The organism is Rhodanobacter spathiphylli B39 (assembly GCF_000264295.1).
GTDB classification, from domain to species: Bacteria; Pseudomonadota; Gammaproteobacteria; order Xanthomonadales; family Rhodanobacteraceae; genus Rhodanobacter; species Rhodanobacter spathiphylli.
This window is the reverse complement of sequence record NZ_AJXT01000037.1, coordinates 41,566-65,461: the sequence shown is the minus strand read 5'-3', so window position 1 is coordinate 65,461 and position 23,896 is coordinate 41,566. Positions and strand designations below refer to the sequence as shown.

The following is a 23,896-nucleotide window of genomic DNA, read 5'->3' as shown; positions in this document are numbered from 1 at the left end:
CGCAGATCCGCGACGGTTCGACCCGACCTGCCTGGCATGCGCTCCCCCGCACGCTCAGCCGCGGATGATAGCGCCCGACAGCACGTCGCGAATCACCGTGGGGCTGAGCTGGCCGCCCAGCGGGGCTTCCAGCACGCCGTCCAGCGCGTCGCCAAAATAGCCCGCCACCTGCGCGGCCCCCCGCGCCGGCGGCTGGCCGTGGGGATTGGCGCTGGTCGACACCAGCGCACCGCCGTAGGCGCGGCACAGCGCCGCTGCCGGTTCGTGCGCGGTCACCCGCAGCGCGATGCCGGCATGGTTGCCAGCCACCCAGTCGGGGACTTCGGCCGAACGCGGGAAGATCCAGGTGTACGGCCCCGGCCAGCTGGCCAGCACTTGCTGCAACATCGCCTGCGGCACGGAGGCCCGGTCGATGTAGCGCTCCACCTGGCCGAAGTCCGCCGCAATCAGCAGCACTCCCTGGGTCGGCGGGCGCTGCTTCAGCGCAAACAATCGCTCGAACGCGACCCGGTCATGCGGATCGCAGCCGAGGCCGAAGACCGCCTCGGTCGGATATGCCAGCACGCCGCCGCCGTGCAGCAGCGCGGCGGCGGCATCCAGGTCGGCGAGCGTGAAACGCTGCAGCACTCAGGCCTCGGCGCCATCGCCGGCGGTCTTCTTCGCGACCGTCTTTTTCGTGGCGGTTTTCTTCGTCGCGGTCTTCGTGGTCGCGGCTTTCCTGCTCGCAGTCTTCTTCACCGCCGCCTTCTTCGCCGCCGTTTTCTTCACCGCCGTTTTCTTGGCCGGAGCCGCCTTTTTCGCGGCCGCCTTCTTGCTCGCGGTCTTCTTGCCGAAGCGGCCCTTGCGCACCGGCGCCGCGGCCAGCAGCTCAAGGCACTGGGCTTCGGTCAGTTCCTTCGGCTCCTGCTCCTTGGGAATGCGCGCGTTCTTCTCGCCGTCGGTGATGTAGGCGCCGTAGCGGCCGTTCAGCACCTGCACGCCGTTGCCGAAATCGAGGATCAGCCGGTTCGCCAGCATTTCCAGCTTTTCTTGGACGATCTGCAGCGCGCGGGGCAGCTCGATGGTGTACGGGTCGTCCTCGGGCTTCAGCGAGGCATAGGTGCTGCCCTGCTTCACGAACGGCCCGAAGCGGCCGATCGCCACGCTGACCTCGTCGCCGTTTTCCGCCTGGCCCAGCTTGCGCGGCAACTTGAACAGCTCCAGCGCCTCGGCCAGCTCGATGGTGTGCATGCTCTGGCCGGGACGCAGCGAGGCGAACTGCAATTTCTCCTCGCTGTCCTTGTCGCCAATGGCGGCATACGGCCCGAACCGGCCCAGTCGCACGAACACCGGCTTGCCGGTCTTCGGATCGGTGCCCAGTTCGCGCGCGCCGGTGGCCTCGCTGCGGTCGACCGACTCGGCCTTCTCGTCGACCTGCTGCTTGAACGGCTTCCAGAAGCGCTCCATCAGCGGCACCCAGGCTTCCTCGCCACGACTGACCGCATCGAGCTCGTCCTCGAGCTTGGCGGTGAAGTCGTAGTCGACGTACTGGGTGAAATGCTGGGTGAGGAACTTGCTGACCGCGCGACCCACGTCGCTGGGCTTGAAGCGGCGGCTGTCCAGGTACACGTACTCGCGGTTCTGCAACACCTGGATGATGCTGGCGTAGGTCGACGGACGGCCGATGCCGTGTTCTTCCAGGGCCTTGACCAGGCTCGCCTCGGAGTAGCGCGGCGGCGGCTCGGTGAAGTGCTGGTCGGCGACGATCTCGTGCAACGGCACGGCCTCGCCTTTCTCCAGCCGGGGCAGGCGACGGCCTTCGTCGTCGTCATCGGCGTTCTTCTGGTCGCTGCCTTCCTCGTAGACCGCGAGGAAGCCGGGATCGACCACCGTGGTGCCGGTCGAACGGAACGAGGCATCGCCGCCGGCGACGTCCGGCAGGGCGAACTCCACCGACACGGTGTTCAGGGTGGCGTGGATCATCTGGCAGGCGACGGTGCGCTTCCAGATCAGCTCGTACAGCTTGCGCTGGTCGTCGTTGAGGAACGCAGCCACCGACTTCGGCGTGTGCATCGCCGAGGTCGGGCGGATCGCCTCATGGGCTTCCTGCGCGTTCTTCGACTTGGTCTTGTAGACCTGCGGCGCATCCGGCAATGCGTGGCCGCCGAAGTCGCGGGCGATCAGCTGGCGCAGTTCGGCCATCGCGTCGTCACCGAGCATGGTCGAGTCGGTACGCATGTAGGTGATCAGGCCGACGTTGCCCTCGCTGCCCAGCGCCACGCCCTCGTACAGGCCCTGCGCCACCTTCATCGTGCGGCTGGTGGTGAAGCCGAGCTTGCGCGCGGCTTCCTGCTGCAGGGTGGACGTGGTGAACGGAGCCGCCGGGCGACGCTTGCGCTCCTTCGAGCTGACCTCGCTGACGACGAGGCGACCACGGGCGGCCGCCTTCAGCGCCTCGCGGGCCGCATGCGCAGCGGTTTCGCTGGTCAGGTCGAACTGCTCGAACTTCTTGCCGTTGAGGCGCGACAGCCGCGCGCTGAAGTCGCCGTCGACATGCTTCAGCTGGGCCTCGACGGTCCAGTATTCGCGCGCCTTGAACGCCTCGATCTCCTCCTCGCGCTCGACGATCATGCGCAGCGCCGGCGACTGCACGCGGCCGGCGGACAGCCCGCGCTGCACCTTGCGCCACAGCACCGGTGACAGGTTGAAACCGACCAGGTAGTCCAGCGCGCGACGCGCCTGCTGGGCGTCGACCAGGTCGTGCGACAGCTGGCGCGGCGCGGCCACCGCCGCCTTGATCGCCTTCGGCGTGATCTCGGAGAACACCACCCGGTGCAACTGCTTGCCCTTGGTCAGGCCGCGCTCGCCGAGAATCTCGCTGATGTGCCAGCTGATCGCCTCGCCTTCGCGATCCAAGTCGGTCGCGAGGTAGATGTCGTCGGCCAGCTTGGCGGCCTTGGCGATCGCGTCGACGTGCTTCTGGTTGCGCTCGATCACCTCGTACGTCATCGCGAAGCCGTGCTCGGTGTCGACCGCGCCTTCCTTCGGCTTGAGGTCGCGCACATGACCGTAGGAGGCGAGGACCTGGAAATCCTTGCCGAGGTATTTGTTGATCGTCTTGGCCTTGGCCGGTGATTCGACGATGAGCAGGTTTTTTGCCATGAAGCGGGATATCCGAAAGTGAACCACCGGCGCTTCCGTGCCGGACATATATATAGTTGAAACCACGCGCCGCTGGCGGCTGTCAAGCCCGCCGCGCGGCGCGCAGCCACGCCGGCGAGGCTCAGCCGTCGGGCAGGCGCTGGTAGCGGTTGCCGGCCAGGCTCTCGACGCGTCGCTCCAGTTCCAGCATCAGCAGCATCGACGAAAGCGCGCCGGCAGACTGCCCGGTACGCTGCACAAGTTCGTCCAACGTCGCCGGTGCATGACCAAGTTCCGTCAAAAGCCGCCGATAATCCGGATCGCCACAAGTGCCGGAACGATCGATTCCCGAGGTTCCGACGGCTCGCGGATCAGCATCATCCGATCCCGCCGAGTCCAGCCGGGCAGCCAGCTGGCCGCCAAGCATGCGCGCTGCAGGCGCCAATGTCTCGACAATTTCCGTCGCCGTCTCGACCAGCCGGGCGCCGTCGCGGATCAACTGGTGGCATCCGCGGGCCAGCGGATCATGGATGGAACCGGGCAGCGCGAACACCTCGCGACCCTGCTCGGCCGCCAGGCGGGCGGTGATCAGCGAACCGGACTTCAACCCCGCCTCGATCACCAGGGTACCCAGCGCCAGCGCGGAAATGATCCGGTTGCGGCGGGGGAAGTGATCGGGGCGCGCCGCCGTGCCGGGCGGAAACTCGCTGACGATCGCGCCCTGGGCCGCGATCCGCCGGGCCAGCGCATGGTGCTTGCGGGGATAGACGCGATCAGGCCCGGTGCCGATCACCGCCACCGTCCTGGCGCCGGCATCGAGGGCCGCAGCATGGGCGGCGCCGTCGACACCGTCGGCCATGCCGCTGGTGATCGCGAAGCCGGCGTCGGCCAGCGCCGTGGCAAACGCCCGGGCATGAGCCAGCCCCTTGGCGCTGGCGCTGCGGGCTCCCACGATCGCCACCTGCGGATACAGCAACAGGTCGCTGTCGCCCACCACAAAAAGCGCGGCCGGCGGCTGCGGGATGTCGTCCAGCAGGGGCGGAAAGTCTGCGTCCGTGCAGCGCAACAGGCGATGGGCCGGCTCGGCCAGCCAGGCCATGTCCGCATCCAGCAGCGCGGCATCGGGCCGGGCCAGCCAGGCTTGCGCAGGCTCACCCAGTGAGGTGGCCTGGCGTTGCAACTGCGCCAGCGCGGCATGCATGTCTCCGCCGGCCGCATCCAGCCGGGCCCGCAGCCCGCCCGGCCCAAGCCCCGGCGTGCGCAGGGCGATCAGCCACGCGCGTTGTTCCTGCAGATCGTCCCTGGTCATGCGTCGAGTTTACGGAGCACCCGGCAAAGAAAACGGCGCGGTGGTAACCGCGCCGTCGTGTAGGAAGATGCCGCTGCGGCTTATTGCGGCGCGGTCAACCGGCTGCCGATGCTCACCGGACGCAGGCCATCCATCACCAGACCGTAGCTGACCCGGTCGAAGGTGCGGAACACCATCACGTGGCCGACGTACTCGTCGGGCAGCTTGACGGTCTCGCCGAAACCGCGGTTCATGCTGTTGCTGGCCACGTCGTCGTGGATCGTCTCGCCCGGCTGGAAGATCGTGAACGTGCTGCCGTTGTCGATTCCGTCGCGGGCACCCACCGACAGCATGATGACCTGGCGGGGGCCGGCGGCGGCCATCGCATCGGCAAAGCCGATCACCTTGGCATCGGCGGGCACCGACTTGGGCGCATGCGGGTAGTAGTAGGCGTCGTACGGCTTGTCGTCGATCGGCATGATGCGATCGCCGCTGCGCACTTCCTGGGTCGCGTTGAGCAGTAGCAGGGTGGCCGGATCGCCGGTGCGCAGCGTCTCGGCGGTGCCGATCACGCTGACTTCGACACCGAGGTCGTCACCCTTGCCGTAATGGCCGTCGTTGCGCGAATCCTCGCTCCACGGCGCCTTGACCATCGCCGCGTTGCTGTCCATGTCGTGGGCGACCAGGTCGGCGCTGGAGGCGTCATCCTGGTTGAAGCCGCGGAACACGTGGCTCGGCCGCACGATGGCCCAGCGCTGGCCGGGCTCGCCCTGCAGGCCGCGCACGTACAGGTTCTGGCCGACGGCACCACGCAAACGGGACTCTTCGAGGCCCACCACGTAAGGCGCGGAACTGACCGCATTCGAATCCATCACGCGCATTTCCTTGAGGAACATTTTCAGTTCGGACAGGGGAATGGCGGGAATTGCGTCGCCTTCGCGATGGACGCTGGGCTGCAGGCCCACGCGGGGTCCATTGATGAAGGACAGGTTCAGCACGTCGCCGGGATAGATCAGATGCGGGTTGCGCACCTGGGGGTTGGCCTGCCAGATCTCCGGCCACAGCCACGGCTTGGCGAGGAATTTGGCGGAGATTGCCCACAAGGTGTCGCCGCGGCGAACGGTGTAGCTGTCGGGGTGGTCGGCGCGAAGTTGCGCTCCCGCGGCATAGACCGCCACGGTGACCAGCATGCCCGTCAGCAACACGATAATTTTCTTGATCATTGGTGGGAATCCCCCTTCCCCAGATGCTCGGTCGAGTGTAACCGAATGGTTAACCCGCGCAACAGGTGCGAGTTGGCAAAAATCGTCTGCACTCGGATGCTTGCCGACGTACAATGAGACACATTCTAGATGGCTCCGAGGGTGGCTTTTTACCAAATCGCCCGCATTTTCGGCGCCGAGGTAAAAATCATGTCCGTCTTGTCCATTCTTGAATTCCCCGACCCGCGCCTGCGCACCCGCGCCGAACCGGTGACCGTGTTCGACGCGAAACTGAAGCAGTTCGTCGCCGACATGCTCGAAACCATGTACGCAGCCAACGGCGTCGGTCTTGCCGCCACCCAGGTCAACGTGCATCAGCGCGTGCTGGTGGCCGACATGAGCGACGAACGCAACCAGCCGCTGGTGCTGATCAACGCCCGCATCGTCGAGAAGGACGGCTCGCAGGTCTATCAGGAAGGCTGCCTGTCCTTCCCCGGCCTGTACGCCGACGTGACCCGCGCGCTGGCGGTCAGGGTGCAGGCGCAGGACGCCGACGGCAAGGACATCGTCATCGAGGCCGAAGGCCCGCTGGCCGTGTGCATCCAGCACGAGCTGGATCACCTGGAAGGCAAGGTGTTCGTCGACTACCTGTCACCGCTGAAACGCAGCCTGCTGCTGAAGCGGCTGGAGAAGCACCGCAAGCAGGCGGTCGGTGCTTGAGCGGCGCCGAGCCTGATCGTCGGGGTCTGCGCATCGTCTTCGCCGGAACACCCGACTTTTCCGTGCCCTGCCTTGAAGCCTGCCGCGACAGCGGCGCCGAGGTGGTGGCCGTCTATACGCAACCCGACCGCCCCGCGGGACGGGGCCGCAAGCTGACCCCCAGTCCGGTCAAGCAGGCCGCGCTGGCCGCCGGCATCCCGGTCGAACAGCCCGAGTCGCTGAAGTCCGCCGAGGTGCAGCAGGCGCTGGCGGCCTGGCGGCCGGACCTGCTGGTGGTGGTCGCCTACGGCCTGATCCTGCCGCGCAAGGTGCTGGCGATCCCGCGGCTCGGTTGCTGGAACGTGCACGCCAGCCTGCTGCCGCGCTGGCGTGGCGCGGCGCCGATCCAGCGCGCGATCCTGGCCGGCGACGCCGAGAGCGGCGTCGACCTGATGCGGATGGAAGCGGGCCTGGATACCGGCCCGGTGATGTTGCAACGGCGCACGCCGATCAGTCGCGACGACACCGGCGGCTCGCTGCATGACCGGCTGTCGCAGCTCGGTGCCGACGCGCTGGCCGAAGGCCTGCGCCGCACCCTGGCCGGCGAGATCCTGCCGGCCACGCCGCAGCCCGAAGCGGGCGTGACCTACGCGCACAAGCTGGACAAGGCCGAGGCGAAGCTCGACTTCAGCCGGCCCGCGATCGCCCTGGAACAACAGGTGCGGGCGTTCGACCCGTGGCCGGTGGCGGAAGGCGAGATCGCCGGCGAGACGCTGCGGGTATGGGCCGCGCAGGCGATCGCCCAGGATCATCAGGCGCCACCCGGCGAGGTGCTTGGCGCGGGGCGGCTGGGCATCGACCTGGCCTGCGGCACCGGCGCGCTGCGCATCACCGCCGTGCAACGCGCCGGCGGCAAGCGCATCGGGGCGGTCGATTATCTGAATGCCCGGCCCGAACTGCGGCGCCTGCCATGAAGGTCGACACCCGCGCACTGGCCGCCAGGGGACTGGCTGAAATCGCCCTGCGTGGCGCCTCGCTGCGCGAGGTCATGCAACGCGACGCGCCGAAGCTGGCCGATCCACGCGATCGCGCCCTGCTGATGGCGCTGCTCAGCGAGGGCGCGCGCTGGTGGCTGCGTTTCGACGCTGCCGTCGACGGCCTGCTGGAAAAATCGCTGCGGCACAAGGATCCGGCCGTGCATGCGCTGCTGGTGCTCGGCCTGGTCCAGCTGGAAATCCTGGAACTGCAGGACTACGCCGCGGTGGCCGCCACGGTCGAAGCCGTGCGGGCGCTGAAGCGGCCGCAACTGGCCGGCCTGGTCAACGCCGTGCTGCGCCGCTGGCAGCGCGAACGCAGCAGCCTGCTGGCCAGGCTCGACGCGAAGGCGCAGACCCGCCACGCCCATCCGCAGTGGCTGGCCGACGCATTGCAGCGTGACTGGCCCGCACAGGCCGAAGCCGTGATGGCCGCGGACAACGGCGAACCGCCGTTGATGCTGCGGGTCAACCGCCAGCGCAGCGAACGCGACGCGCTGATCGGCCAGTTGCGCGCGGCCGGCTACGAAGCGGCAGCGCATCCCTGGCTCACCGACGCACTGGTGCTGCCGCACAGCGGCGACGTCACCCGCATGCCCGGCTTCGAGGACGGCCATTTCGCCGTGCAGGACGGCGCCGCCCAGGTGGCCGCCGACCTCGCCGACCTGCGCGACGGCCTGCGCGTGCTCGATGCCTGCGCCGCGCCCGGCGGCAAGGCCTGCCATCTGCTCGAACGCGCCGACATCGACCTCACCGCGCTGGAATTCGACGCCCCGCGGGCCGAGCGCATCCGCCAGAACCTGATGCGGCTGCGCCTCGATGCGAAGCTGGTGATCGGCGACGCGGGCGCACCCAAAGCATGGTGGAAAGGCCAGCCGTTCGACCGCATCCTGATCGACGCGCCCTGCTCGGCCACCGGCGTGCTGCGCCGTCGCCCCGACGTGCGCCTGCACCGGCGCGAAAGCGACATCGCCGCGATGCACGCGCAGCAACGCCGCATCCTGTCCGCGCTGTGGCCGTTGCTGGCGCCGGGCGGGCGGCTGGTCTACATCACCTGCTCGGTGTTGCGTGCCGAGAACGAGGCGATCGTGGGCGAGCTGCTGGCGACCCGGGCTGACGCCGAGGTCGTGCCCTTCAGCCTGCCCGCCGGCCAGCCGGCCGCGACCGGCTGGCAGATCCTGCCCGGTGACGGCGACCTCGATGGCATGTATTACGCCGTGCTGCAGAAACGGCACTGAGATCGTGACTCACGCCGCCGCCGACATCGGCGCGTTATGCTTGCCGCGCCCCTCGCACTGCTGACGGATACCCCGACGTCATGAAGCCCCCCGTGCCCCTGTCGCGCGCGCGCCCGCTGTGGCTGCGCGATGCGCGCATCGAAATGCTGCTGTTCGGCGTATTCGCCCTGCTGTTGCTCGGCCTGGGGCTGGGCCTGCGCGATCCGTGGCCGTCGGACGAGCCGCGTTTCGCCCTGGTCGCCCGCTGGATGGTCGAGCACGGCCAGTGGCTGTTCCCGCACCGCGGTCACGAGCTCTATCCGGACAAGCCGCCGGTGTTCATGTGGCTGCAGGCGCTCGCCTACTTCCTTACCCGCAGCTGGCGCGTGGCCTTCCTGTTGCCGTCCCTGCTGGCGGCGCTGGGTGCACTGGCGCTGGTCTACGACCTGGCCCGACGGTTGTGGAACCACCGCAGCGCCCTGTTGGCCACGGCCACGCTGCTGGTCACGATCCACTTCACCTACCAGATGCGCAACGCGCAGATCGACCCGCTGCTGCTGGGCTGGATGACGCTGGCCAACTACGGCCTGTTGCGCCACCTCCTGCTGGGGCCGTCGTGGCGCTGGTTTGCAATCGGCTGCTTCTTTGCCGGCCTGGGCGTGGCGACCAAGGGCGTCGGCGTGCTGGCCCTGCTGATGCTGGTTCCCTACCTGATCGCCCGGCGCGGCCATTGGCGCGCACTGGCCCTGCCCGCGGGCGGCTGGCGCTGGGCCGGCGGACTGGCGCTGTTCCTGGTGCCGATCCTGGGCTGGCTGCTGCCGATGCTGCTGGTGGCCCGTGCCGACGGCGATCCGCAGCACGCCGAGTACGTGCAGAACATCCTGTTCGGGCAGACCGTGCATCGCTATGCCACGCCCACCGGACACATCCATTCGCCGTTCTATTTCCTCGGCATCATCGCGTTCGACTGGTTGCCCCTGTCGCTGCTGTTGCCATGGGCGCTGCCGGCCTGGTGGCGGCGACTGAAGCGGCGCGATGCGCGCTTGCTGTTGCCGCTGGGGTGGATCGTGCTGATCGTGCTGTTCTTCTCGTTCAGCCCGGGCAAGCGAGACGTCTACATCCTGCCGGCCCTGCCGATGATGGCGCTGGCACTGGCGCCGCTGCTGCCCGGCGTGCTGCGGCGACGCGGCGTGCGGCTCGCCGTGTTCGCACTGACCCTGCTGTTGTCCGCGACGCTCGCGGCGGCGGCCGCGCTGGCGATCCATCACCACCCGGCCTGGGCGGTGAAGATCGAGCAAAGCCTGGACGCGCGGATCTGGTGGCTGCTGCTGGCGATCGGCGTGGCCGGCCTGGTCATCGTGGCGCTCACCCGCGTACGCCACGCGCCGCTGGGCTGGCTGCTGTTCGCCGGCGTCCTGTGGGGGATCTACGGCCTGTGGGGATATCCGATGCTCAACGGCGACCGCTCCGCCCGCGACGTGATGCTGCAGGCACGTTCCATCGCCGGACCGCAGGCCGAGATCGGCCTGCTCGCCTGGAAGGAGCAGAACCTGCTGATGGCCGAGGGGCCGGTGGCCGAGTTCGGCTTTTTGAAGCCCTGGCCGCAGCAATACGTCGATGCCGTGGCCTGGCTGCGGCAGGATGCGTCGAGGCGCTGGATCTTCAGCCTCGACCAGGCAATGGGCGACTGCGTGGATCGCCAGCACGCGATCCATGTCGGCCACGCCAACCGCCGTGAATGGTGGATGTTCCGGGCTGACGCGGTGAAACCTGGCTGCGCGCCGACGGACAAGGGCGATCAGGGTGGCGACGAGCCGCCTTGAGGGGCGCAGGGTCCCATCCGGGCAGCACCCACCCCCGCACATCGCAGATGAACCCGAGCGTTACACCGTGGCCGGCCGACACGCGCATAGCGGCGGGCCACGGTTAGCATGGGCGCGCGGGGGGAGTTTCAGGTGCAAAAAAGGTTGGCCCGTGCACGAAGAACAAGTTTCATGGAAGATCCGGACGGCGTCGGTGCTGCTCGCAGTCTTGCCACTGTGTTTTGCAGTATCCGGACGCCTGAAGGCGGTGCCGATGGGGCTGCTGTTCCTGGCCGGGCTGGTCCTGCTCGCTTCCCGCGCGGAAACCCGGGATATCTTTCGGCGGGTGTGGCCGGTGGTCGCCGTGTGCCTGCTGCGCCTGCTCTACGATCTTGGCAACTTCCTCGGCCACGGGCTCGACGGCAACACGCTCGACCTGCCGGGCCAGACACTGCTGTTCCTGGCGATTGCCGCCGTCTTCACCCTGCCGCTGCAGCAGCGCGTGATCGCGATCGGCTTCAGCATGACCACGCTGCTGCTGGGCGCAGCCAGCATGGTTCAACGCTACGGCATGGGTGCCGACCGTCCCTACGGCCTGAATGGTGGCGACTGGGCGTCGGTCGAATTCGCGATGTACCTGCTGGTCATGGCGCTGTTGTCGATGCTGCAGGCGATACGGCCGGACACGCGTCGTGCGGACCGCTGGCTGCACGGCGTGGCGGTGGTGGTGGGTCTTTATGGCGCGGTGCTTACCCAGAGCCGTGGGCCGCTGCTGTCGTTCGCACCGGTCTTCCTGGGCCTGATGTCGTGGCAGGCGATACGCACGAGGCACTGGAAACGCGTATTCATTCCGCTGGCGGCCACCCTGCTCGGCATGCTGGCGGTAACCGCCACCCTGCACCGGGAGATGGTCGACCGGCTGGCTGATGTACCCGCCCAGATCAGCGAGTACGGCGACAACGCCGCCGGCAGCAGCGGCGCCATTGGCGAGCGTCTGGAGATGTGGCGCACCGCATGGCAGGCATTCACCGAACACCCGCTGGCGGGCATCGGGCTGGATCAGTTCGGCGTGTACGCACGTGCGCAGGTGGCCGCGGGCAAGGCCAGCCCCACGATTGCCAGTTACGTCCACCCGCACAGTGAATACCTCGAATCGATGGTCGCCGGGGGCGTGCCGGCGCTGCTGGTGCTGTTGCTATTGCTGATCGTGCCGGCGGCCTTCTTCGCCCGTCACCTGAACCACCCCAGGGAGCCGGTTGCCTGTGCGGCGGTCGCCGGGTTGATGGTGATCGGCCTCTACAGTCTCTGTGCATTCACCGACAATGTGTTCTATCGGGCGATGCCGCAATCACTTTTCCTGTTCCTCGTGCTGGGATTGACGGTCGACATCGGTCGACAGCTGCGCCATCCCGCCCATTCCTGAAGTCGATCCACATGGCCCGAATCAACCTGCTTGCCTGGGACAACCAGCGCGGACTCACCCACGACATCCGCCTGTTGTGCCGCACGCTCACCGGACTGGGCCATGAGGTGCAGGTGACCCGGCTCGGCCCGCGCCGACATGACGGTCGCTGGCAGGCCCTCAGGCTGCATGCGCGGATGTGGTGGCAACGCCTGCGCCACGGCGACTGGCACACGACGCCGTACGACATCAACATCGCGCTGGAGCACGTCCGGCCGGACTGGTGCGCGCTGGCCCGGCGGAATCTGCTGGTGCCGAATCCGGAATGGCTGTCGCCGCGCAGCCGGCAATACCTGCCGCGCTACGACGCGATCCTGTGCAAGACGCGCTACGGCGTCGACCTGTTCAATTCACTGGGTTGCCGCGCGCTGTACATCGGCTTCGACAGCACCGACTGCCTGGATGCCGCCGTGCCGCGCAAGGCCAGCTTCCTGCACCTGGCTGGCGCCAGCCGGATGAAGGGCACGCAGCGCCTGCTGGCCTTGTGGCGACGCCACCCGGAATGGCCGAAGCTGCTGGTGCTGCAATCACCGCGAACGGCCGCGCGAGCAGCCGGGCCGACGCCGGCCAATATCGAGCACCGACTGGGCCATGTGCGTGACGTGGGCGAGATACGCCAGCTGCAGAACGCCCACCTGTTCCACCTGTGCCTGTCGGAAACCGAAGGCTGGGGCCATTACATCGCCGAGGCGATGAGTTGCGGCGCCGTGGTGATCACCTCCGACGCCGCCCCGATGAACGAGCTGGTGCAACCGGACCGCGGTGTCCTGGTGAAGGCCATCGGGAAAGGCTCGTTCAACCTCGCATCCCTCCATCAATTCGACGAATCGGCGCTGGAAGAGGCGATCGGACGCCTCACCAGCCTGCCGTTCTCCGAGCTTGCCAGCCTGGGCCGGCAGGCGCGGGAATGGTTCGAGAAGAACGAGGCGACGTTCGCGCAGCGGGTGCAAGCCGCGCTGGCCGAGCTGGCCTGAACCGGCCGTCCCGCTCCCGCTGTCCCTCAGCCGGGGCGCAGATCAGCCGGTGGCTGCGCGAATTCGGCCAGATGGCCATCCAACCCCAGCTCGCAGCGGACCAGCCCGCGTGCCCGGGTATCGTCGACGATGAGGTCGTTCGGATTGCCCACCACATGCTTGCGGGTGGGATGGTAGAGGTGGGTCGCCAGCGCGCTGAAGCGCAGCTCACGCCGCAGCAGCCCGGCGTGGAAGGCGCGTATCGCCAGTTCGGTGTCTTCGCGCCCCCAGCCGGTCATCGCCTCGTTGAAGCCATTCAGACGCAGCAGGTCATCGCGCCAGAACGCCATGTTGCAACTCTTGATGCCGCGCTGCTTGGTGCCCGGCCGCGCATACCAACGCGCCAGCGCGGGCAGCCGCAGCGTGTGTCGCCGGCGCTCGATGCCCCGGCTGAAGAACCCGGGCATCGGCGCGGACTCTTCCAGCATCCGCCGGGTCAGCCCGGCATCGGTCAGCACCCGCGAACCCTGCGCGAAGCAGCCGCGGCGGGCGAACGCGTGGTGGTCGGCGATGAAGTGCCGCTCGGCCACCATGTCACCATCGAGCAGGATCACGTAGTCGCCGCGGGCAGCGGCGATCGCCCGGTTGCGCGCGCGGCTCATGCGCGCACCGTCGTCGGGTTGCCACAGGTGCACCAGCCGCACCGGATAGCCGGGCGCGATGCCTTCGAGCAATGCGCGGGTGGCCGGCTGCGAACCGTCGTCGGTGACGATCACTTCGTACGGCAGCTCGCTCTGTGCCGCCAGTGACTGCAGCACCAGCGCCAGCGCGCTCGGCCAGTTGTAGGTGATCACGGCGACACTGATGCGCACGGCAGCCCCGCTCATTCGTCTTCGGTCAGGCGATGACCGCCGCGGATGCCGCGCCACCAGACCGGGCCAAGGATGGCCAGTGCGCGGTTCAGATTGCCCAGCCAGCTGCCGCGGCGCATGCGCACCAGCCTGGCGTAGCGCCTGGCCTCGCGCCAGGAGGGCTCGGGCTTGGTGCGGAACTCGTGCTTGGCGTTGTCGACGGAGCGCGTGTCCAGGCCGATGTTCCTGGCATAGATCTCGATCAGGCAACGCGAGCGGAAGCGGTTGAGATAGATGCTGGTCGCCGTCTGCTTTCCCCACCAGCCATTGTTGCCGTGGATGCGGTAATGCACGGCGCCGGTGCGCAGGTAATACTTGCGTGCGCCCAGCACGCTGGCGCCGAACACCAGGCAGTTGTCGGCGGACAGCCGCCACGTATGGCTCAATTCTTCCGGCAGTTCCAGCGTGCGCCGCGCCCACAGCGCGCGCATCGACAGCGCCGAAGTCGGCGCACCGTACCAGTGCATCAGCATGTAGGTGCAGATGGCGGTGTGACCCAGATCCTGCGTGCGTTCCGAATAGCCCATCCAGCGATTTTCGTCGCCGAACAGCTGCATGTCCGAAAACACGAAATCGACGTCGCGGCGGTCGTCGTAAAGCTCGCCGAGGCGTGACAGATAGTCTGCTTCCCAGCGGTCGTCCGCATCGAGAAAGCAGATCACGTCGGCCGTGGCGCGTGCCACGCCACGCTGGAAGGCCACCAGCTGGCCTCCGTTCTCGCCACAGACCAGGGTGACCCGCGGATCGTTGCCGTAGCGTTCGCGCAGGAGCTCCGCCGAACCGTCGCGGGAGCCGTCATCGACCACGATGACCTGCGCCGCCGCGCGGGTCTGCGCCAGCGCGCTGTCGACCGCCGTACCGACGAAATCCCGATAGTTGTAGCTGGTGATGACGACCGCGAAGCTGGTCATGCCGCCGCACCCTCCTCGCGCAGCCGACGGAAATAGGCAATGGTCTCCCTGAGGCCGTCCTCGAGCGTCACGCTGGGCTGCCAGCCGAGCTTGTCGCGCGCCACGGAGATGTCCGGCTGGCGCTGGCGGGGGTCATCCGACGGCAACGGCTTGTTCACCAGTTTCGAGCGTCCGCCGACCAGGGCGATCACCTTCTCGGCCAGTTCGAGCATGGTGTACTCGACCGGGTTGCCGATGTTCACCGGGCCGGTGAAGCCGCGCCCGGAATCCATCATCCGCACGATCACCTCGATCAGGTCGTCGACGTAGCAGAAGCTGCGCGTCTGGCTGCCGTCGCCGTAGATGGTGATGTCCTCGCCGCGCAGCGCCTGCATGATGAAGTTGCTCACCACCCGTCCGTCGTCCGGGTGCATCCGCGGGCCATAGGTGTTGAAGATGCGCACCACCTTGATGTCCAGGTCATGCTGGCGGTGGTAGTCGAAGAACAGCGTTTCAGCGCAGCGCTTGCCTTCGTCATAGCAGCTGCGGATGCCGATCGGATTGACCTTGCCCCAGTAGCCCTCCACCTGCGGATGCACTTCCGGGTCGCCGTAGACCTCGCTGGTGGAAGCCTGCAGGATGCGCGCCTTCACCCGCTTGGCCAGGCCCAGCATGTTGATCGCGCCATGCACGCTGGTCTTGGTGGTCTGCACCGGGTCGTGCTGGTAGTGCACCGGCGAGGCCGGACAGGCCAGGTTGAAGATGCGCTCCACCTCCACATAGAGGGGGAAGGTCACGTCATGCCGCATCAGTTCGAAATACGGATGCGTGAGCAGATGCGCCACGTTGCGCTTGCTGCCGGTGAAGAAGTTGTCCACGCACAATACGTCGTGGCCGTCGCGGAGCAGTCGATCACACAGGTGCGAGCCAAGGAAGCCGGCGCCGCCGGTGACAAGGATTCGTTTCATGAAAAGCCGTTAATTAGCGATGGCGGGGGCGTGCCGAGGTGTGCACGGTCAATCGACGCCGGTGAATTTTGTCATGGATGGCGCCACGAAGTTGCGACCTGGCCGGCCGAATGGACGAATTGCCCCGAAACGCCGCCTCCACCCGGCTGAATCGGGCCATGGGCTAGAATCCCGCCCATGCCGACCCTGCCGCTGACCCTCGCCGTCATTACCCACAACGAGGCCGGAAGCATCGCCCGTTGCCTGGACAGCGTGCCGTTCGCCGCCGAAAAGCTGGTGGTGGACTCGGGCAGCGACGACGACACCGTGGCGATTGCCCGGGCGCATGGCGCCCGCGTGGTGCAGCAGGACTGGCTCGGCTTCGGTGCCCAGCGCAATTTCGCCAGCAGCCAGTGCAGCCACGACTGGATCCTGGTGCTGGACGCCGACGAATGGCTCAGCCCGGAACTCGCGGTGGAACTGCAGCAGCGGCTGCCGGAGCTGATGGCCGGCAACACCCCGGCGGCGTATCTGCGCCGTCGCACGATCTACATGGGCCGGCCGATGCGCTGGTACCGGCCGAACGTGGGCGAGAAGCTGGCGCGGCTATACCATCGCGGCCGTGCGCGCTGGAGTGATGCGCGGGTGCACGAATCGCTGCGCTTCGACGGCGCCGCGCCGACCTTGCTCGCCGCCTTCGACCACGCCAACAACCCAAGCCTGCCGCACAAGCAGCTGAAGGTGCTGCGCTATGCCGAGCTGAAATGCCGCGACTGGCTGGACCGGCGCAAGCCGGTGCGGATGTGGCAGGCGCCGTTGGTCTACCTGCTGGCCTTCCTCAAGGACTACCTGTTCCGGCTGGCCTTCCTGGACGGCTGGCGCGGCTTCCTGATCGCCCAGACCGCGGCCAGCTACGCGCTGTACAAGCGCATGCGCTATTACGAGATGGTCAACCATCCGGAGTCGGTTGCGGATGCGACCGACTTATTGAACAAACATCACATAGATCGCTGAACACAGATTTGCAGCCATGCACGAGGTAGCGAACCCGCACGGCACCCGCTCCAATCAAATCACGCGCCTCCCGTCTTTGCCTCCTCTCCCTCCGGGAGAGGATTGAGGTGAGGGTTCAGGGCTCGCCACAAACTCCAACTAACTCACCCCCGACTCGCCCATGACCCCCAAGAAGCACTACCTCCTGTACGGCTCCGAGCGTTACGCGCTGGCGATCCTGCGCCCGTTGCAGGAAGCCATACGCGCCCGCGGCGACGAGACCGCCTGGTTCTTCGACGGCCCCGGCGCGGAGGACCTGGTCGAAGGCGAGCGCCTGCTGAGCGTGGCCGAGGTGCGCGCCTGGCGTCCGCTCGCGGTGATCACCTCGTCCAACGCGGTGCCGCACTTCTTTCCCGGCGTGAAGGTGGAGACCTTCCACGGTTTCGACGCCGGCAAGCCCCGGCACATCTACGTGCGCGGCTTCTTCGACCTGTACTGCACCACCGGCCCCCGCGACACCGCCCAGTTCCAGGCGATCGCCGACAAGGTCGGCCACTTCAGCGTGATCGAGACCGGTTTCCCCAAGATCGATCCGTTCATGAAGCAGATCGACGGCCCGCTGCCGCCGGTGCGCCAGCCCCCGGTGATCCTCTACCACTCCACCTTCTCGCCCTCGTGGAGCGCGGCCGAGACGCTGTACGAGGAAGTGTGGCGGCTGTCGCGCGATGGCCGCTGGCGCTGGATCGTCACCTTCCACCCGAAGATGAACCCGGAGACCACGGCGAAGTTCAAGGCGCTGCAGAACGAGTACCTCACGTTCGCCGAGAACGACAACATCCTGGAGCTGTTCCCCCAAGTCGACATGATGTGCTCGGACACCTCCTCCGCGCTCAACGAATTCCTGCTCACCGGCAAGCCGGTGGTGACATTCAGGAACCGCCGGCCCGGTCCGCAGCTGATCGACATCGACGACCCGGCGCAGTTCGAGAGCGCGATCGAGCGGGCGCTGGCGCGGCCGCCGGAGCTGATGCAGGCGATCCGCGACTACGCCGACGCGATCCATCCCTACCGCGACGGCCGTTCCAGCGAACGCGTGCTCGACGCGATCGACACCTTCATCGCCCGCGGCGCGAAGAATCGCCGGCGCAAGCCGCTGAACCTGTGGCGCAAACTGAAGATCCGCCGGCGCATCGGTTACTGGGGCCCGGCCTGATCGTTACCGTGCGCCTGCGCCGCTTGCGGCCGCACGGCGCAGGCTAGAATCATCCCCTGCCCGCCAAGAGCCTGCCCGTGTCACTGAGCCCGTATAGCCGTTCCGAACAACTTCGCGCCGTCTGGCCGTGGCTGCCGCTGTGGACCGCGGTGGCGCTGGCGGCGATCTTCTCGCACGGCCCGATGCCGCTGTACTCCACCCGCACCCTGGCGGTGGCGTGGGAAATGTGGAACCAGGGCCATTGGCTGGTCCCGCACATCAACGGCCAGCCTTACAGCGAGAAGGCGCCGCTGCTGTTCTGGCTGATCCAGGGCGGCTGGTTCGTGTTCGGCGTCAGCGACGTGTGGCCGCGGATCCTCGAGGTGCTGGTCGGCGGCGCCCAGCTGGTGCTGGTCTCGCTGCTGGCGCGCCGGCTGTTCCCGCACCGACCGTGGATGGCCAGGGCGACGCCGTGGATGCTGCTGGCCTTCGGCTACGCCTTCCTGTTCGGCCTGCAGATCATGTACGACGTGCTGCTGGCGACATGGACGCTGGCGGCGCTGCTGTGCCTGACCCCGAAGTCGCAACGCGCCGAGCCGCGCTGGCTGCTGTTCGGCCTGTGCCTGGGCTTCGGCCTGCTGACCAAGGGGCCGGTGATGCTGCTCCACGTGGTGTTCCCGTGGCTGCTCGGCCCGCTGTGGAACGACTGGGCCAGCGAGCATCGCGCGCGCTGGTACGGTCGCGGTCTGCTGTCCTTCCTGCTCGGCGGCACGATGCTGCTGGCCTGGGCATTGCCGGCCGGATTCTCCGGCGGCGAGGCGTACCGGCAACGGCTGTTCTTCACCCAGACCGCCGGTCGCGTGGTCGACAAGCTGGCCCAGGGCAAGGACCTGCAGAACCACGCCGAACCGTTCTGGTTCTACCTGCTGTGGCTGCCGGTGATGCTGTTCCCGTTCAGCGGCTGGCCGCGCATGTGGGTGGCCGTGGCCAGCCTGCGTCGACCGCTGGAGTCGGGCCTGCGCTTCGCGCTGTGCTGGCTGGTGCCGAGCTTCGTGGTGTTCTCGCTGATCAGTGGCAAGCAGGTCTACTACCCGCTGCCGGAACTGGGCGGCATGGCCTTGCTGATGGCCGGTGCGATCGCCGTGTTGCGCGAGCGTCGCCCCATTCTGGCGGCCAGCGGCTGGCTGGGCACGTGGCCACTGGCGCTGGGCAGCATCGTGTTCGCCCTGCTCCTGTTCGCGTTGCCGCTGCTGGTCGCCGGCAACCACCTGCGTGGCGAATGGCTGGATGCCGCGGCGCCCTACAGTCGTTACTTCAGCGTGGTATTCCTGCTGCTGGGCGCCCTGGTTTTGCTGCGCGGCCGTGGCGAACTGCGTCGCCTGGCGGTGGCCGGGCTGATCGGCGTGCTGGCCCTGAACACCTTGTTCACCCTGACCCTGTGGAACCGTTTCGACCTGCGGCCGATCTCGCAGATGCTGGGCGCCGCCGAGCAGGCCGGGCGGCCGATCGCCTTCCTCGGCAACTACGAGGGCCAGTTCCATTTCGAAGGCCGGCTGACCCGGCCGATCCGGGAACTGTTCGGCAATCAGGCAGTGCAGGACCAGGCGATCCAGGACTTCTCCCGCGCCCACCCGGATGGCGTGGTGGTACGCCGCGTGGACCAGCCGGATGCCACGGCACTGCGCTATGCCCTGCTGGTGCAGCCATTCCGCTCGTCATGGCTGGAAGTCTGGCCAGCCGTTGCACTCGCCGACCTGCGCGCAGGGCAAACGCCACCCGAACCGGCGCAACCCACCCGCGTCTACCCGTCGGACGATCGCCGCTACTCGCCACGGCCATGAGTGCCGAACAGATCGCCAACCTGCGCCGGCAATGCGGCGGTCCCCGTGACGGCGCGCTGCTGCGCTTCTCGCTGGGCAGCGCCCTGCTCGCCGGGGGCGACCACGCGGCGGCGATCGAGGAATTGCGTCGCGCCACGGATTTCGACCCGGGCTACTCGGCCGCATGGAAGCTGCTGGGCAAGGCCTGCCTGGCCAGCGGCGACGACGGGGCGGCCGGCGCGGCATGGCGCAGCGGCATCGCCGCGGCCACCGCGCGCGGTGACAAGCAGGCCGAAAAGGAAATGACCGTGTTCCTGCGCCGCCTCGGCTGAGCGCCGGGAACACCGGCGCGCGTGGCGGCTTCCTAGTCGTTCTTGCCGTCGTAGGGATTGACCAGCCCCACCGCGGAATAGCGCCGGTATTGCCACTGGTACTGCGCAAACGCCAGCTCCACGCAATCCTGCACGCCCTGGTTGAGCGCGCGACAGGCGATCGCCGGGTCCGCATCGGTGAGGCCCGCGGGCGCCGGCACCAGATGGATGCGGAAACCCGCCCCGCGCGGCAGCCGTTCGGCAAACGCGTAGAGCACGCTGGCGCCGGTGCGGGCGGCCAGCCGCGGCAGCAGCACCATGGTCAGCGCATCGCGACCGAAGAACGGCGCGAACTCGCCCTCGCCGGCGCGCGGCTTCTGGTCCGGCAGGATGCCGACCGTGCCCCCTGCCGCCAGTCGCTTGTACAAGGTGCGCACGCCGGCGCCATCGGCCCGCACCTGCTCCGGCGCCAGCGCCCCGCGCACCTTGCGCAGCAACCCCTCGATCGCGGCGAAGCGCGGCGGCCGGTACAGGATCGCCATCGGCGTCTTGCGGCACAGCCAGTAATTCAGCAGTTCCCAGCAACCCAGGTGCGGCGCGGCGATGATCACGCCCTTGCCCGCCGCCAGCGCGGCATCCAGCAGTGCCTCGCCGCGCACCTCGCGCACCAGCGCGAGAGCACGCTCGGCACCGGCGCCCCAGACCTTGACGATCTCGCTGCCCGACTTGCCGTTCTCCGTCATCACCTGACGCAGCAGGCGCGATTGTGCCGCCCCGTCCAGCTGCGGTCGCGCGATGCGCAGGTTGACCGCGGTGTTGCGCACCGTGCGGCCGCCGAGCCGCAGCCGCAGGCGGCCGAAGCCGGCGCCGACGCCATGCAGCGCACGCAGTGGCAGCAACGCGAGCAGGCGCAGCAGGAGATAGACGAGAAACATGTCGATACGCATCCGCGCAGTGTAAGCGACGCTCCGCCGATCTTTCACCGCAACGGTCGGCACCGTAAGCTGGGCACTCCGTCGCCAGCGCACCGCCATGATTGCCCTGATCCAGCGAGTCCTTTCAGCCAGCGTCAGCGTGGACGACGAAACGGTCGGCGCCATCGGCCCCGGCCTGCTGGCGCTGGTGGCGGTGCAGCCGGACGACGGCGAGGCGCAGTCCCGGCGCATGCTGGAACGCCTGCTCGGCTACCGCGTGTTCGCCGACCACAACGGCAAGATGAACCGCTCGCTCGGCGACACCGGTGGCGGCCTGCTGCTGGTCAGCCAGTTCACCCTGGCCGCCGACACCCGCTCGGGCATGCGCCCCAGCTTCACCCGCGCCGCGCCACCCGAGCATGGGCGGCGCTGGTTCGAGCACCTGCTGGCCGCGGCGCGGGCGGCGCACCCGGGGGTGGAAACCGGCCGCTTCGGTGCCCATATGGTGGTGCAACTGGTGAACGACGGCCCGGTGACTTTCTGGCTCGACACCGGCTGAACAGATCGACGCGTGCGAGGCCCGGCCCGATGCCAGCCGATGCACGGCAATTCCGTGATTTGGCGCGATTTTTGCGTGCCTGATCGCAACCCTTTCCCACTTGAAAACTGGTCAAAAAAGCAGCACATCGCTATAATGTCCGGTTCTTGAACCTTGCGGCGGTCGGTGAATGAATAGCAAAGCTCCCCACGAGCAACAGTCTGAAATCAAGGCGCTCATCTCCAAGGGTCTGGAGCAGGGCTACCTGACCTACGCCGAGATCAACGACCACCTGCCCGACGACATCGTCGATCCGGAGCAGATCGAAGACATCATGGCGGTGCTCAAGGGTGTCGGCATCGAAGTGCACGACGCCGCGCCGGACACCGACACCATCTCCGATGGCGCCGCCCCCGGCGGCGGCACCGGCGACGACGACTCGGCCGCCGAAGAAGCGGTGGCCCTGCTCTCCGCCGTGGACGCCGAAGTGGGCCGCACCACCGACCCGGTGCGCATGTACATGCGCGAGATGGGCACGGTCGAGCTGCTGACCCGCGAAGGCGAGATCGCCATCGCCAAGCGCATCGAGGAAGGCCTGGGCCAGGTGCAGACTGCGCTGGCCAGCTTCCCGCTGACCATCGAACTGCTGCTGGAGGAATACGACCAGCACCTGGACGGCAAGCGCCGCCTCAGTGAAATCCTGGCCGGCTTCCTCGACCTGGAAGAAGCCGCCGACCTCGCCCGCAAGGAAAAGGAAGCCGCCGCCCTGCTCGCGCCCGAAGTCGAGGAAGGCGAGGAAGGCGACGAGGACGAGGACGAGTCTTCCGAGGACGAGGAAGAAGCCGGTCCCAGCGGCCCCGACCCGGAAGAGGTCAAGCGCCGCATGGAGCTGCTGCGCGACTACTACGGCAAGTTCCAGAAGGCCGCGCCGAAAGCCGCCAGCATCACCGACAAGAAGATCGTCAAGCTGCGCGACCAGATGGCCGAGGAATTCCTCAAGCTCAAGCTGCCGTCCGCGCTGATCGACGGCTTCGTGCGCAAGCTGCGCGAAGTGGTGGGCGACATCCGCCATCACGAGCGCGTGCTGCTGGACATCTTCGTCAAGCAGGTGAAGATGCCCAAGGCCGAGTTCATCAAGACCTTCCCCAGCAACGAGGGCAACCTCGAGTGGGCAGCCGAACTGGGCCGCAAGCGCCAGAAATGGTCGCCGAACATCAAGACCCATCGCGAGGCGATCGACGCCGAGCAGGAGAAGCTCGCCGCGATCGAGCGCAAGCTGTTCCTGCCGCTGATCGACATCAAGGACATCAACCGCGCCATGGCCAGTGGCGAGGCGAAGGCCCGTCGCGCCAAGAAGGAAATGGTCGAGGCCAACCTGCGCCTGGTGATCTCGATCGCGAAGAAGTACACCAACCGCGGCCTGCAGTTCCTCGACCTGATCCAGGAAGGCAACATCGGCCTGATGAAGGCGGTCGACAAGTTCGAATACCGCCGCGGCTACAAGTTCTCGACCTACGCCACCTGGTGGATCCGCCAGGCGATCACCCGCTCGATCGCCGACCAGGCACGCACCATCCGCATCCCGGTGCACATGATCGAGACGATCAACAAGTTGAACCGCATTTCCCGCCAGATGCTGCAGCAGTTCGGCCGCGAGGCCACGCCGGAAGAACTGGCCAAGGAAATGGAGATGCCCGAGGACAAGATCCGCAAGGTGCTGAAGATCGCCAAGGAGCCGATCTCGATGGAAACCCCGATCGGCGACGACGAGGATTCCCACCTGGGCGACTTCATCGAGGACGGCAACGCCAGCTCGCCGATCGACTCGGCGACGGAAACCGGCCTGATGGAAACCGTGCGTGACGTGCTCGCCGGGCTCACCCCGCGGGAAGCGAAGGTGCTGCGCATGCGCTTCGGCATCGACATGAACACCGACCACACGCTGGAAGAAGTCGGCAAGCAGTTCGACGTCACCCGCGAGCGCATCCGCCAGATCGAAGCGAAGGCGCTGCGCAAGCTGCGTCATCCCAGCCGCTCCGAACAGCTGCGTTCGTTCCTCGACGTCGAGTAACCGCTGCTCGCTCCGCGATGCTTCTTTTCAACGGCCGCGCATGCGGCCGTTGTCTTTTCTGGAAGCACGATTTGTCGTGGCCATTTCGGGGTGATGCTCTTCTGCATGGCAATTGGCGCACAACAAGATGCATTTGGTCAGCTCACCCTCGACTTCGGCCATGCTTCGATTCGAGAGCGCGCGCAGGTCGAGGTTGAATGATTTGCGTGCGTGTTTGCCATGGTGCCAGGTCAACGCTGCAAGATTCGCGCGATAACCACACCGCACGCAGCATCCGCCCGCTGACTCAACCAGTTGCCGTTTGCGTAACAGGCCGCGTGACTGCTGGCTGGAGTAGCTTTGGTGTCGATGATTGGTATCCCGGTTCTTGCAGACCCGGGAACAGAATCGGCGCTGCCTGCCTGTCAGGATGGCACCGCACACCATGCAGGCAAGTTCGGATTTCATTTTATTAGCATAATCCAAAGCGCGCGCAAGGCGTGGCTTTGTCTGCGGGCGTTGCTACCATAGGCATACGGGCCTATAGCTCAAT

The 23,896-nt window shown here is 67.4% G+C and carries 21 protein-coding genes; 12 read left to right on the top strand and 9 right to left on the bottom strand.

Annotated features, from left to right (window positions below; genetic code table 11):
* Positions 1-54 precede the first annotated feature (54 nt).
* From tsaC to UU7_RS12080, 4 genes are all read right to left on the bottom strand, one after another.
* Positions 55-627, bottom strand: coding sequence for an L-threonylcarbamoyladenylate synthase type 1 TsaC (tsaC, locus tag UU7_RS12095; protein ID WP_007808661.1), 573 nt, complete (start codon positions 625-627; stop codon positions 55-57).
* Positions 628-3,141, bottom strand: coding sequence for a DNA topoisomerase I (locus tag UU7_RS12090; RefSeq protein ID WP_007808660.1), 2,514 nt, complete (start codon positions 3,139-3,141; stop codon positions 628-630).
* 121 nt (positions 3,142-3,262) lie between these two features.
* A complete protein-coding gene (dprA, locus tag UU7_RS12085; protein WP_007808659.1) occupies positions 3,263-4,429 on the bottom strand; it encodes a DNA-processing protein DprA in 1,167 nt (388 codons plus the stop codon).
* 80 nt (positions 4,430-4,509) lie between these two features.
* The gene (locus UU7_RS12080) at positions 4,510-5,631 is read right to left on the bottom strand and encodes a LysM peptidoglycan-binding domain-containing protein (protein ID WP_007808658.1); all 1,122 of its coding nucleotides are present in this window, start codon (positions 5,629-5,631) and stop codon (positions 4,510-4,512) included.
* A gap of 189 nt (positions 5,632-5,820) precedes the next feature.
* On the opposite strand from UU7_RS12080, the gene def reads away from it, so the two are divergent.
* The 6 genes from def to UU7_RS12050 all read left to right on the top strand — a co-directional run bounded on the left by def (position 5,821) and on the right by UU7_RS12050 (position 12,798).
* Positions 5,821-6,330, top strand: a complete 510-nt coding sequence (def, locus tag UU7_RS12075; RefSeq protein WP_007808657.1) for a peptide deformylase — start codon at positions 5,821-5,823, stop codon at positions 6,328-6,330.
* Positions 6,331-6,356: 26 nt separating this feature from the next.
* Positions 6,357-7,283 (top strand): methionyl-tRNA formyltransferase, encoded by a 927-nt coding sequence (fmt, locus tag UU7_RS12070; RefSeq protein ID WP_157582224.1) that lies wholly within the window; start codon positions 6,357-6,359, stop codon positions 7,281-7,283.
* Positions 7,280-8,581 carry a 16S rRNA (cytosine(967)-C(5))-methyltransferase RsmB gene (gene rsmB / locus UU7_RS12065; RefSeq protein ID WP_007808655.1) on the top strand — a complete coding sequence of 434 codons (1,302 nt, stop codon included), beginning with the start codon at positions 7,280-7,282 and terminating at the stop codon, positions 8,579-8,581. The genes fmt and rsmB overlap by 4 nt, the downstream gene beginning before the upstream one ends.
* Before the next feature lie 80 nt (positions 8,582-8,661).
* Positions 8,662-10,383, top strand: a complete 1,722-nt coding sequence (locus UU7_RS12060) for an ArnT family glycosyltransferase (protein WP_007808654.1) — start codon at positions 8,662-8,664, stop codon at positions 10,381-10,383.
* A gap of 253 nt (positions 10,384-10,636) precedes the next feature.
* Positions 10,637-11,785 carry an O-antigen ligase family protein gene (locus UU7_RS12055; protein WP_007808653.1) on the top strand — a complete coding sequence of 383 codons (1,149 nt, stop codon included), beginning with the start codon at positions 10,637-10,639 and terminating at the stop codon, positions 11,783-11,785.
* 11 nt (positions 11,786-11,796) lie between these two features.
* Positions 11,797-12,798, top strand: coding sequence for a glycosyltransferase (locus UU7_RS12050; RefSeq protein ID WP_007808652.1), 1,002 nt, complete (start codon positions 11,797-11,799; stop codon positions 12,796-12,798).
* A 26-nt stretch (positions 12,799-12,824) separates the two neighbouring features.
* Here the strand turns inward: UU7_RS12050 and UU7_RS12045 are convergent, their stop codons facing one another.
* From UU7_RS12045 to UU7_RS12035, 3 genes are read right to left on the bottom strand one after another with little or no spacing between them, the layout of a single operon-like run.
* Positions 12,825-13,649, bottom strand: a complete 825-nt coding sequence (locus UU7_RS12045; protein ID WP_050981454.1) for a glycosyltransferase family 2 protein — start codon at positions 13,647-13,649, stop codon at positions 12,825-12,827.
* 11 nt (positions 13,650-13,660) lie between these two features.
* Positions 13,661-14,599 carry a glycosyltransferase family 2 protein gene (locus UU7_RS12040; RefSeq protein WP_007808650.1) on the bottom strand — a complete coding sequence of 313 codons (939 nt, stop codon included), beginning with the start codon at positions 14,597-14,599 and terminating at the stop codon, positions 13,661-13,663.
* Entirely contained in the window at positions 14,596-15,546 is a 951-nt protein-coding gene (locus UU7_RS12035; RefSeq protein WP_007808649.1) for a UDP-glucuronic acid decarboxylase family protein, read from the bottom strand. The genes UU7_RS12040 and UU7_RS12035 overlap by 4 nt, the downstream gene beginning before the upstream one ends.
* Before the next feature lie 177 nt (positions 15,547-15,723).
* Here UU7_RS12035 and UU7_RS12030 point away from each other — a divergent pair, with 177 nt between their 5' ends.
* From UU7_RS12030 to UU7_RS12015, 4 genes are all read left to right on the top strand, one after another.
* Complete coding sequence (locus tag UU7_RS12030) at positions 15,724-16,539, top strand: glycosyltransferase family 2 protein (RefSeq protein WP_007808647.1); 816 nt, start codon at positions 15,724-15,726, stop codon at positions 16,537-16,539.
* A gap of 160 nt (positions 16,540-16,699) precedes the next feature.
* Entirely contained in the window at positions 16,700-17,731 is a 1,032-nt protein-coding gene (locus UU7_RS12025; protein ID WP_007808644.1) for a CDP-glycerol glycerophosphotransferase family protein, read from the top strand.
* 77 nt (positions 17,732-17,808) lie between these two features.
* A complete protein-coding gene (locus UU7_RS12020; RefSeq protein ID WP_007808642.1) occupies positions 17,809-19,551 on the top strand; it encodes an ArnT family glycosyltransferase in 1,743 nt (580 codons plus the stop codon).
* A complete protein-coding gene (locus tag UU7_RS12015) occupies positions 19,548-19,862 on the top strand; it encodes a tetratricopeptide repeat protein (RefSeq protein WP_007808640.1) in 315 nt (104 codons plus the stop codon). Before UU7_RS12020 ends, UU7_RS12015 begins: the two co-directional genes overlap by 4 nt.
* A gap of 32 nt (positions 19,863-19,894) precedes the next feature.
* Here UU7_RS12015 and UU7_RS12010 read toward each other — a convergent pair whose 3' ends face one another.
* On the bottom strand, positions 19,895-20,788 hold the full coding sequence (locus UU7_RS12010; protein WP_040673365.1) for an LpxL/LpxP family acyltransferase: 894 nt from the start codon (positions 20,786-20,788) through the stop codon (positions 19,895-19,897).
* Between the two features lie 85 nt (positions 20,789-20,873).
* On the opposite strand from UU7_RS12010, the gene dtd reads away from it, so the two are divergent.
* Positions 20,874-21,314, top strand: a complete 441-nt coding sequence (gene dtd / locus UU7_RS12005) for a D-aminoacyl-tRNA deacylase (RefSeq protein WP_007808637.1) — start codon at positions 20,874-20,876, stop codon at positions 21,312-21,314.
* 169 nt (positions 21,315-21,483) lie between these two features.
* Positions 21,484-23,364, top strand: a complete 1,881-nt coding sequence (gene rpoD / locus UU7_RS12000; protein ID WP_007808635.1) for an RNA polymerase sigma factor RpoD — start codon at positions 21,484-21,486, stop codon at positions 23,362-23,364.
* A gap of 27 nt (positions 23,365-23,391) precedes the next feature.
* On the opposite strand, the gene UU7_RS18435 is transcribed toward rpoD, so the two are convergent.
* The gene (locus UU7_RS18435; protein WP_157582207.1) at positions 23,392-23,811 is read right to left on the bottom strand and encodes a hypothetical protein; all 420 of its coding nucleotides are present in this window, start codon (positions 23,809-23,811) and stop codon (positions 23,392-23,394) included.
* Positions 23,812-23,896 lie beyond the last annotated feature (85 nt).

What these genes read in the sequence shown, in the direction of transcription:
- UU7_RS12090 (WP_007808660.1), bottom strand. Translation starts at nt 3,141, where the DNA reads ATGGCAAAAAACCTGCTCATCGTCGAATCACCGGCCAAGGCCAAGACG.
- dprA (WP_007808659.1), bottom strand. Translation starts at nt 4,429, where the DNA reads ATGACCAGGGACGATCTGCAGGAACAACGCGCGTGGCTGATCGCCCTG.
- UU7_RS12080 (WP_007808658.1), bottom strand. Translation starts at nt 5,631, where the DNA reads ATGATCAAGAAAATTATCGTGTTGCTGACGGGCATGCTGGTCACCGTG.
- def (WP_007808657.1), top strand. Translation starts at nt 5,821, where the DNA reads ATGTCCGTCTTGTCCATTCTTGAATTCCCCGACCCGCGCCTGCGCACC.
- rsmB (WP_007808655.1), top strand. Translation starts at nt 7,280, where the DNA reads ATGAAGGTCGACACCCGCGCACTGGCCGCCAGGGGACTGGCTGAAATC.
- UU7_RS12060 (WP_007808654.1), top strand. Translation starts at nt 8,662, where the DNA reads ATGAAGCCCCCCGTGCCCCTGTCGCGCGCGCGCCCGCTGTGGCTGCGC.
- UU7_RS12055 (WP_007808653.1), top strand. Translation starts at nt 10,637, where the DNA reads ATGGGGCTGCTGTTCCTGGCCGGGCTGGTCCTGCTCGCTTCCCGCGCG.
- UU7_RS12050 (WP_007808652.1), top strand. Translation starts at nt 11,797, where the DNA reads ATGGCCCGAATCAACCTGCTTGCCTGGGACAACCAGCGCGGACTCACC.
- UU7_RS12040 (WP_007808650.1), bottom strand. Translation starts at nt 14,599, where the DNA reads ATGACCAGCTTCGCGGTCGTCATCACCAGCTACAACTATCGGGATTTC.
- UU7_RS12035 (WP_007808649.1), bottom strand. Translation starts at nt 15,546, where the DNA reads ATGAAACGAATCCTTGTCACCGGCGGCGCCGGCTTCCTTGGCTCGCAC.
- UU7_RS12030 (WP_007808647.1), top strand. Translation starts at nt 15,724, where the DNA reads ATGCCGACCCTGCCGCTGACCCTCGCCGTCATTACCCACAACGAGGCC.
- UU7_RS12025 (WP_007808644.1), top strand. Translation starts at nt 16,700, where the DNA reads ATGACCCCCAAGAAGCACTACCTCCTGTACGGCTCCGAGCGTTACGCG.
- UU7_RS12015 (WP_007808640.1), top strand. Translation starts at nt 19,548, where the DNA reads ATGAGTGCCGAACAGATCGCCAACCTGCGCCGGCAATGCGGCGGTCCC.
- UU7_RS12010 (WP_040673365.1), bottom strand. Translation starts at nt 20,788, where the DNA reads ATGCGTATCGACATGTTTCTCGTCTATCTCCTGCTGCGCCTGCTCGCG.
- dtd (WP_007808637.1), top strand. Translation starts at nt 20,874, where the DNA reads ATGATTGCCCTGATCCAGCGAGTCCTTTCAGCCAGCGTCAGCGTGGAC.
- rpoD (WP_007808635.1), top strand. Translation starts at nt 21,484, where the DNA reads ATGAATAGCAAAGCTCCCCACGAGCAACAGTCTGAAATCAAGGCGCTC.
- UU7_RS18435 (WP_157582207.1), bottom strand. Translation starts at nt 23,811, where the DNA reads ATGAAATCCGAACTTGCCTGCATGGTGTGCGGTGCCATCCTGACAGGC.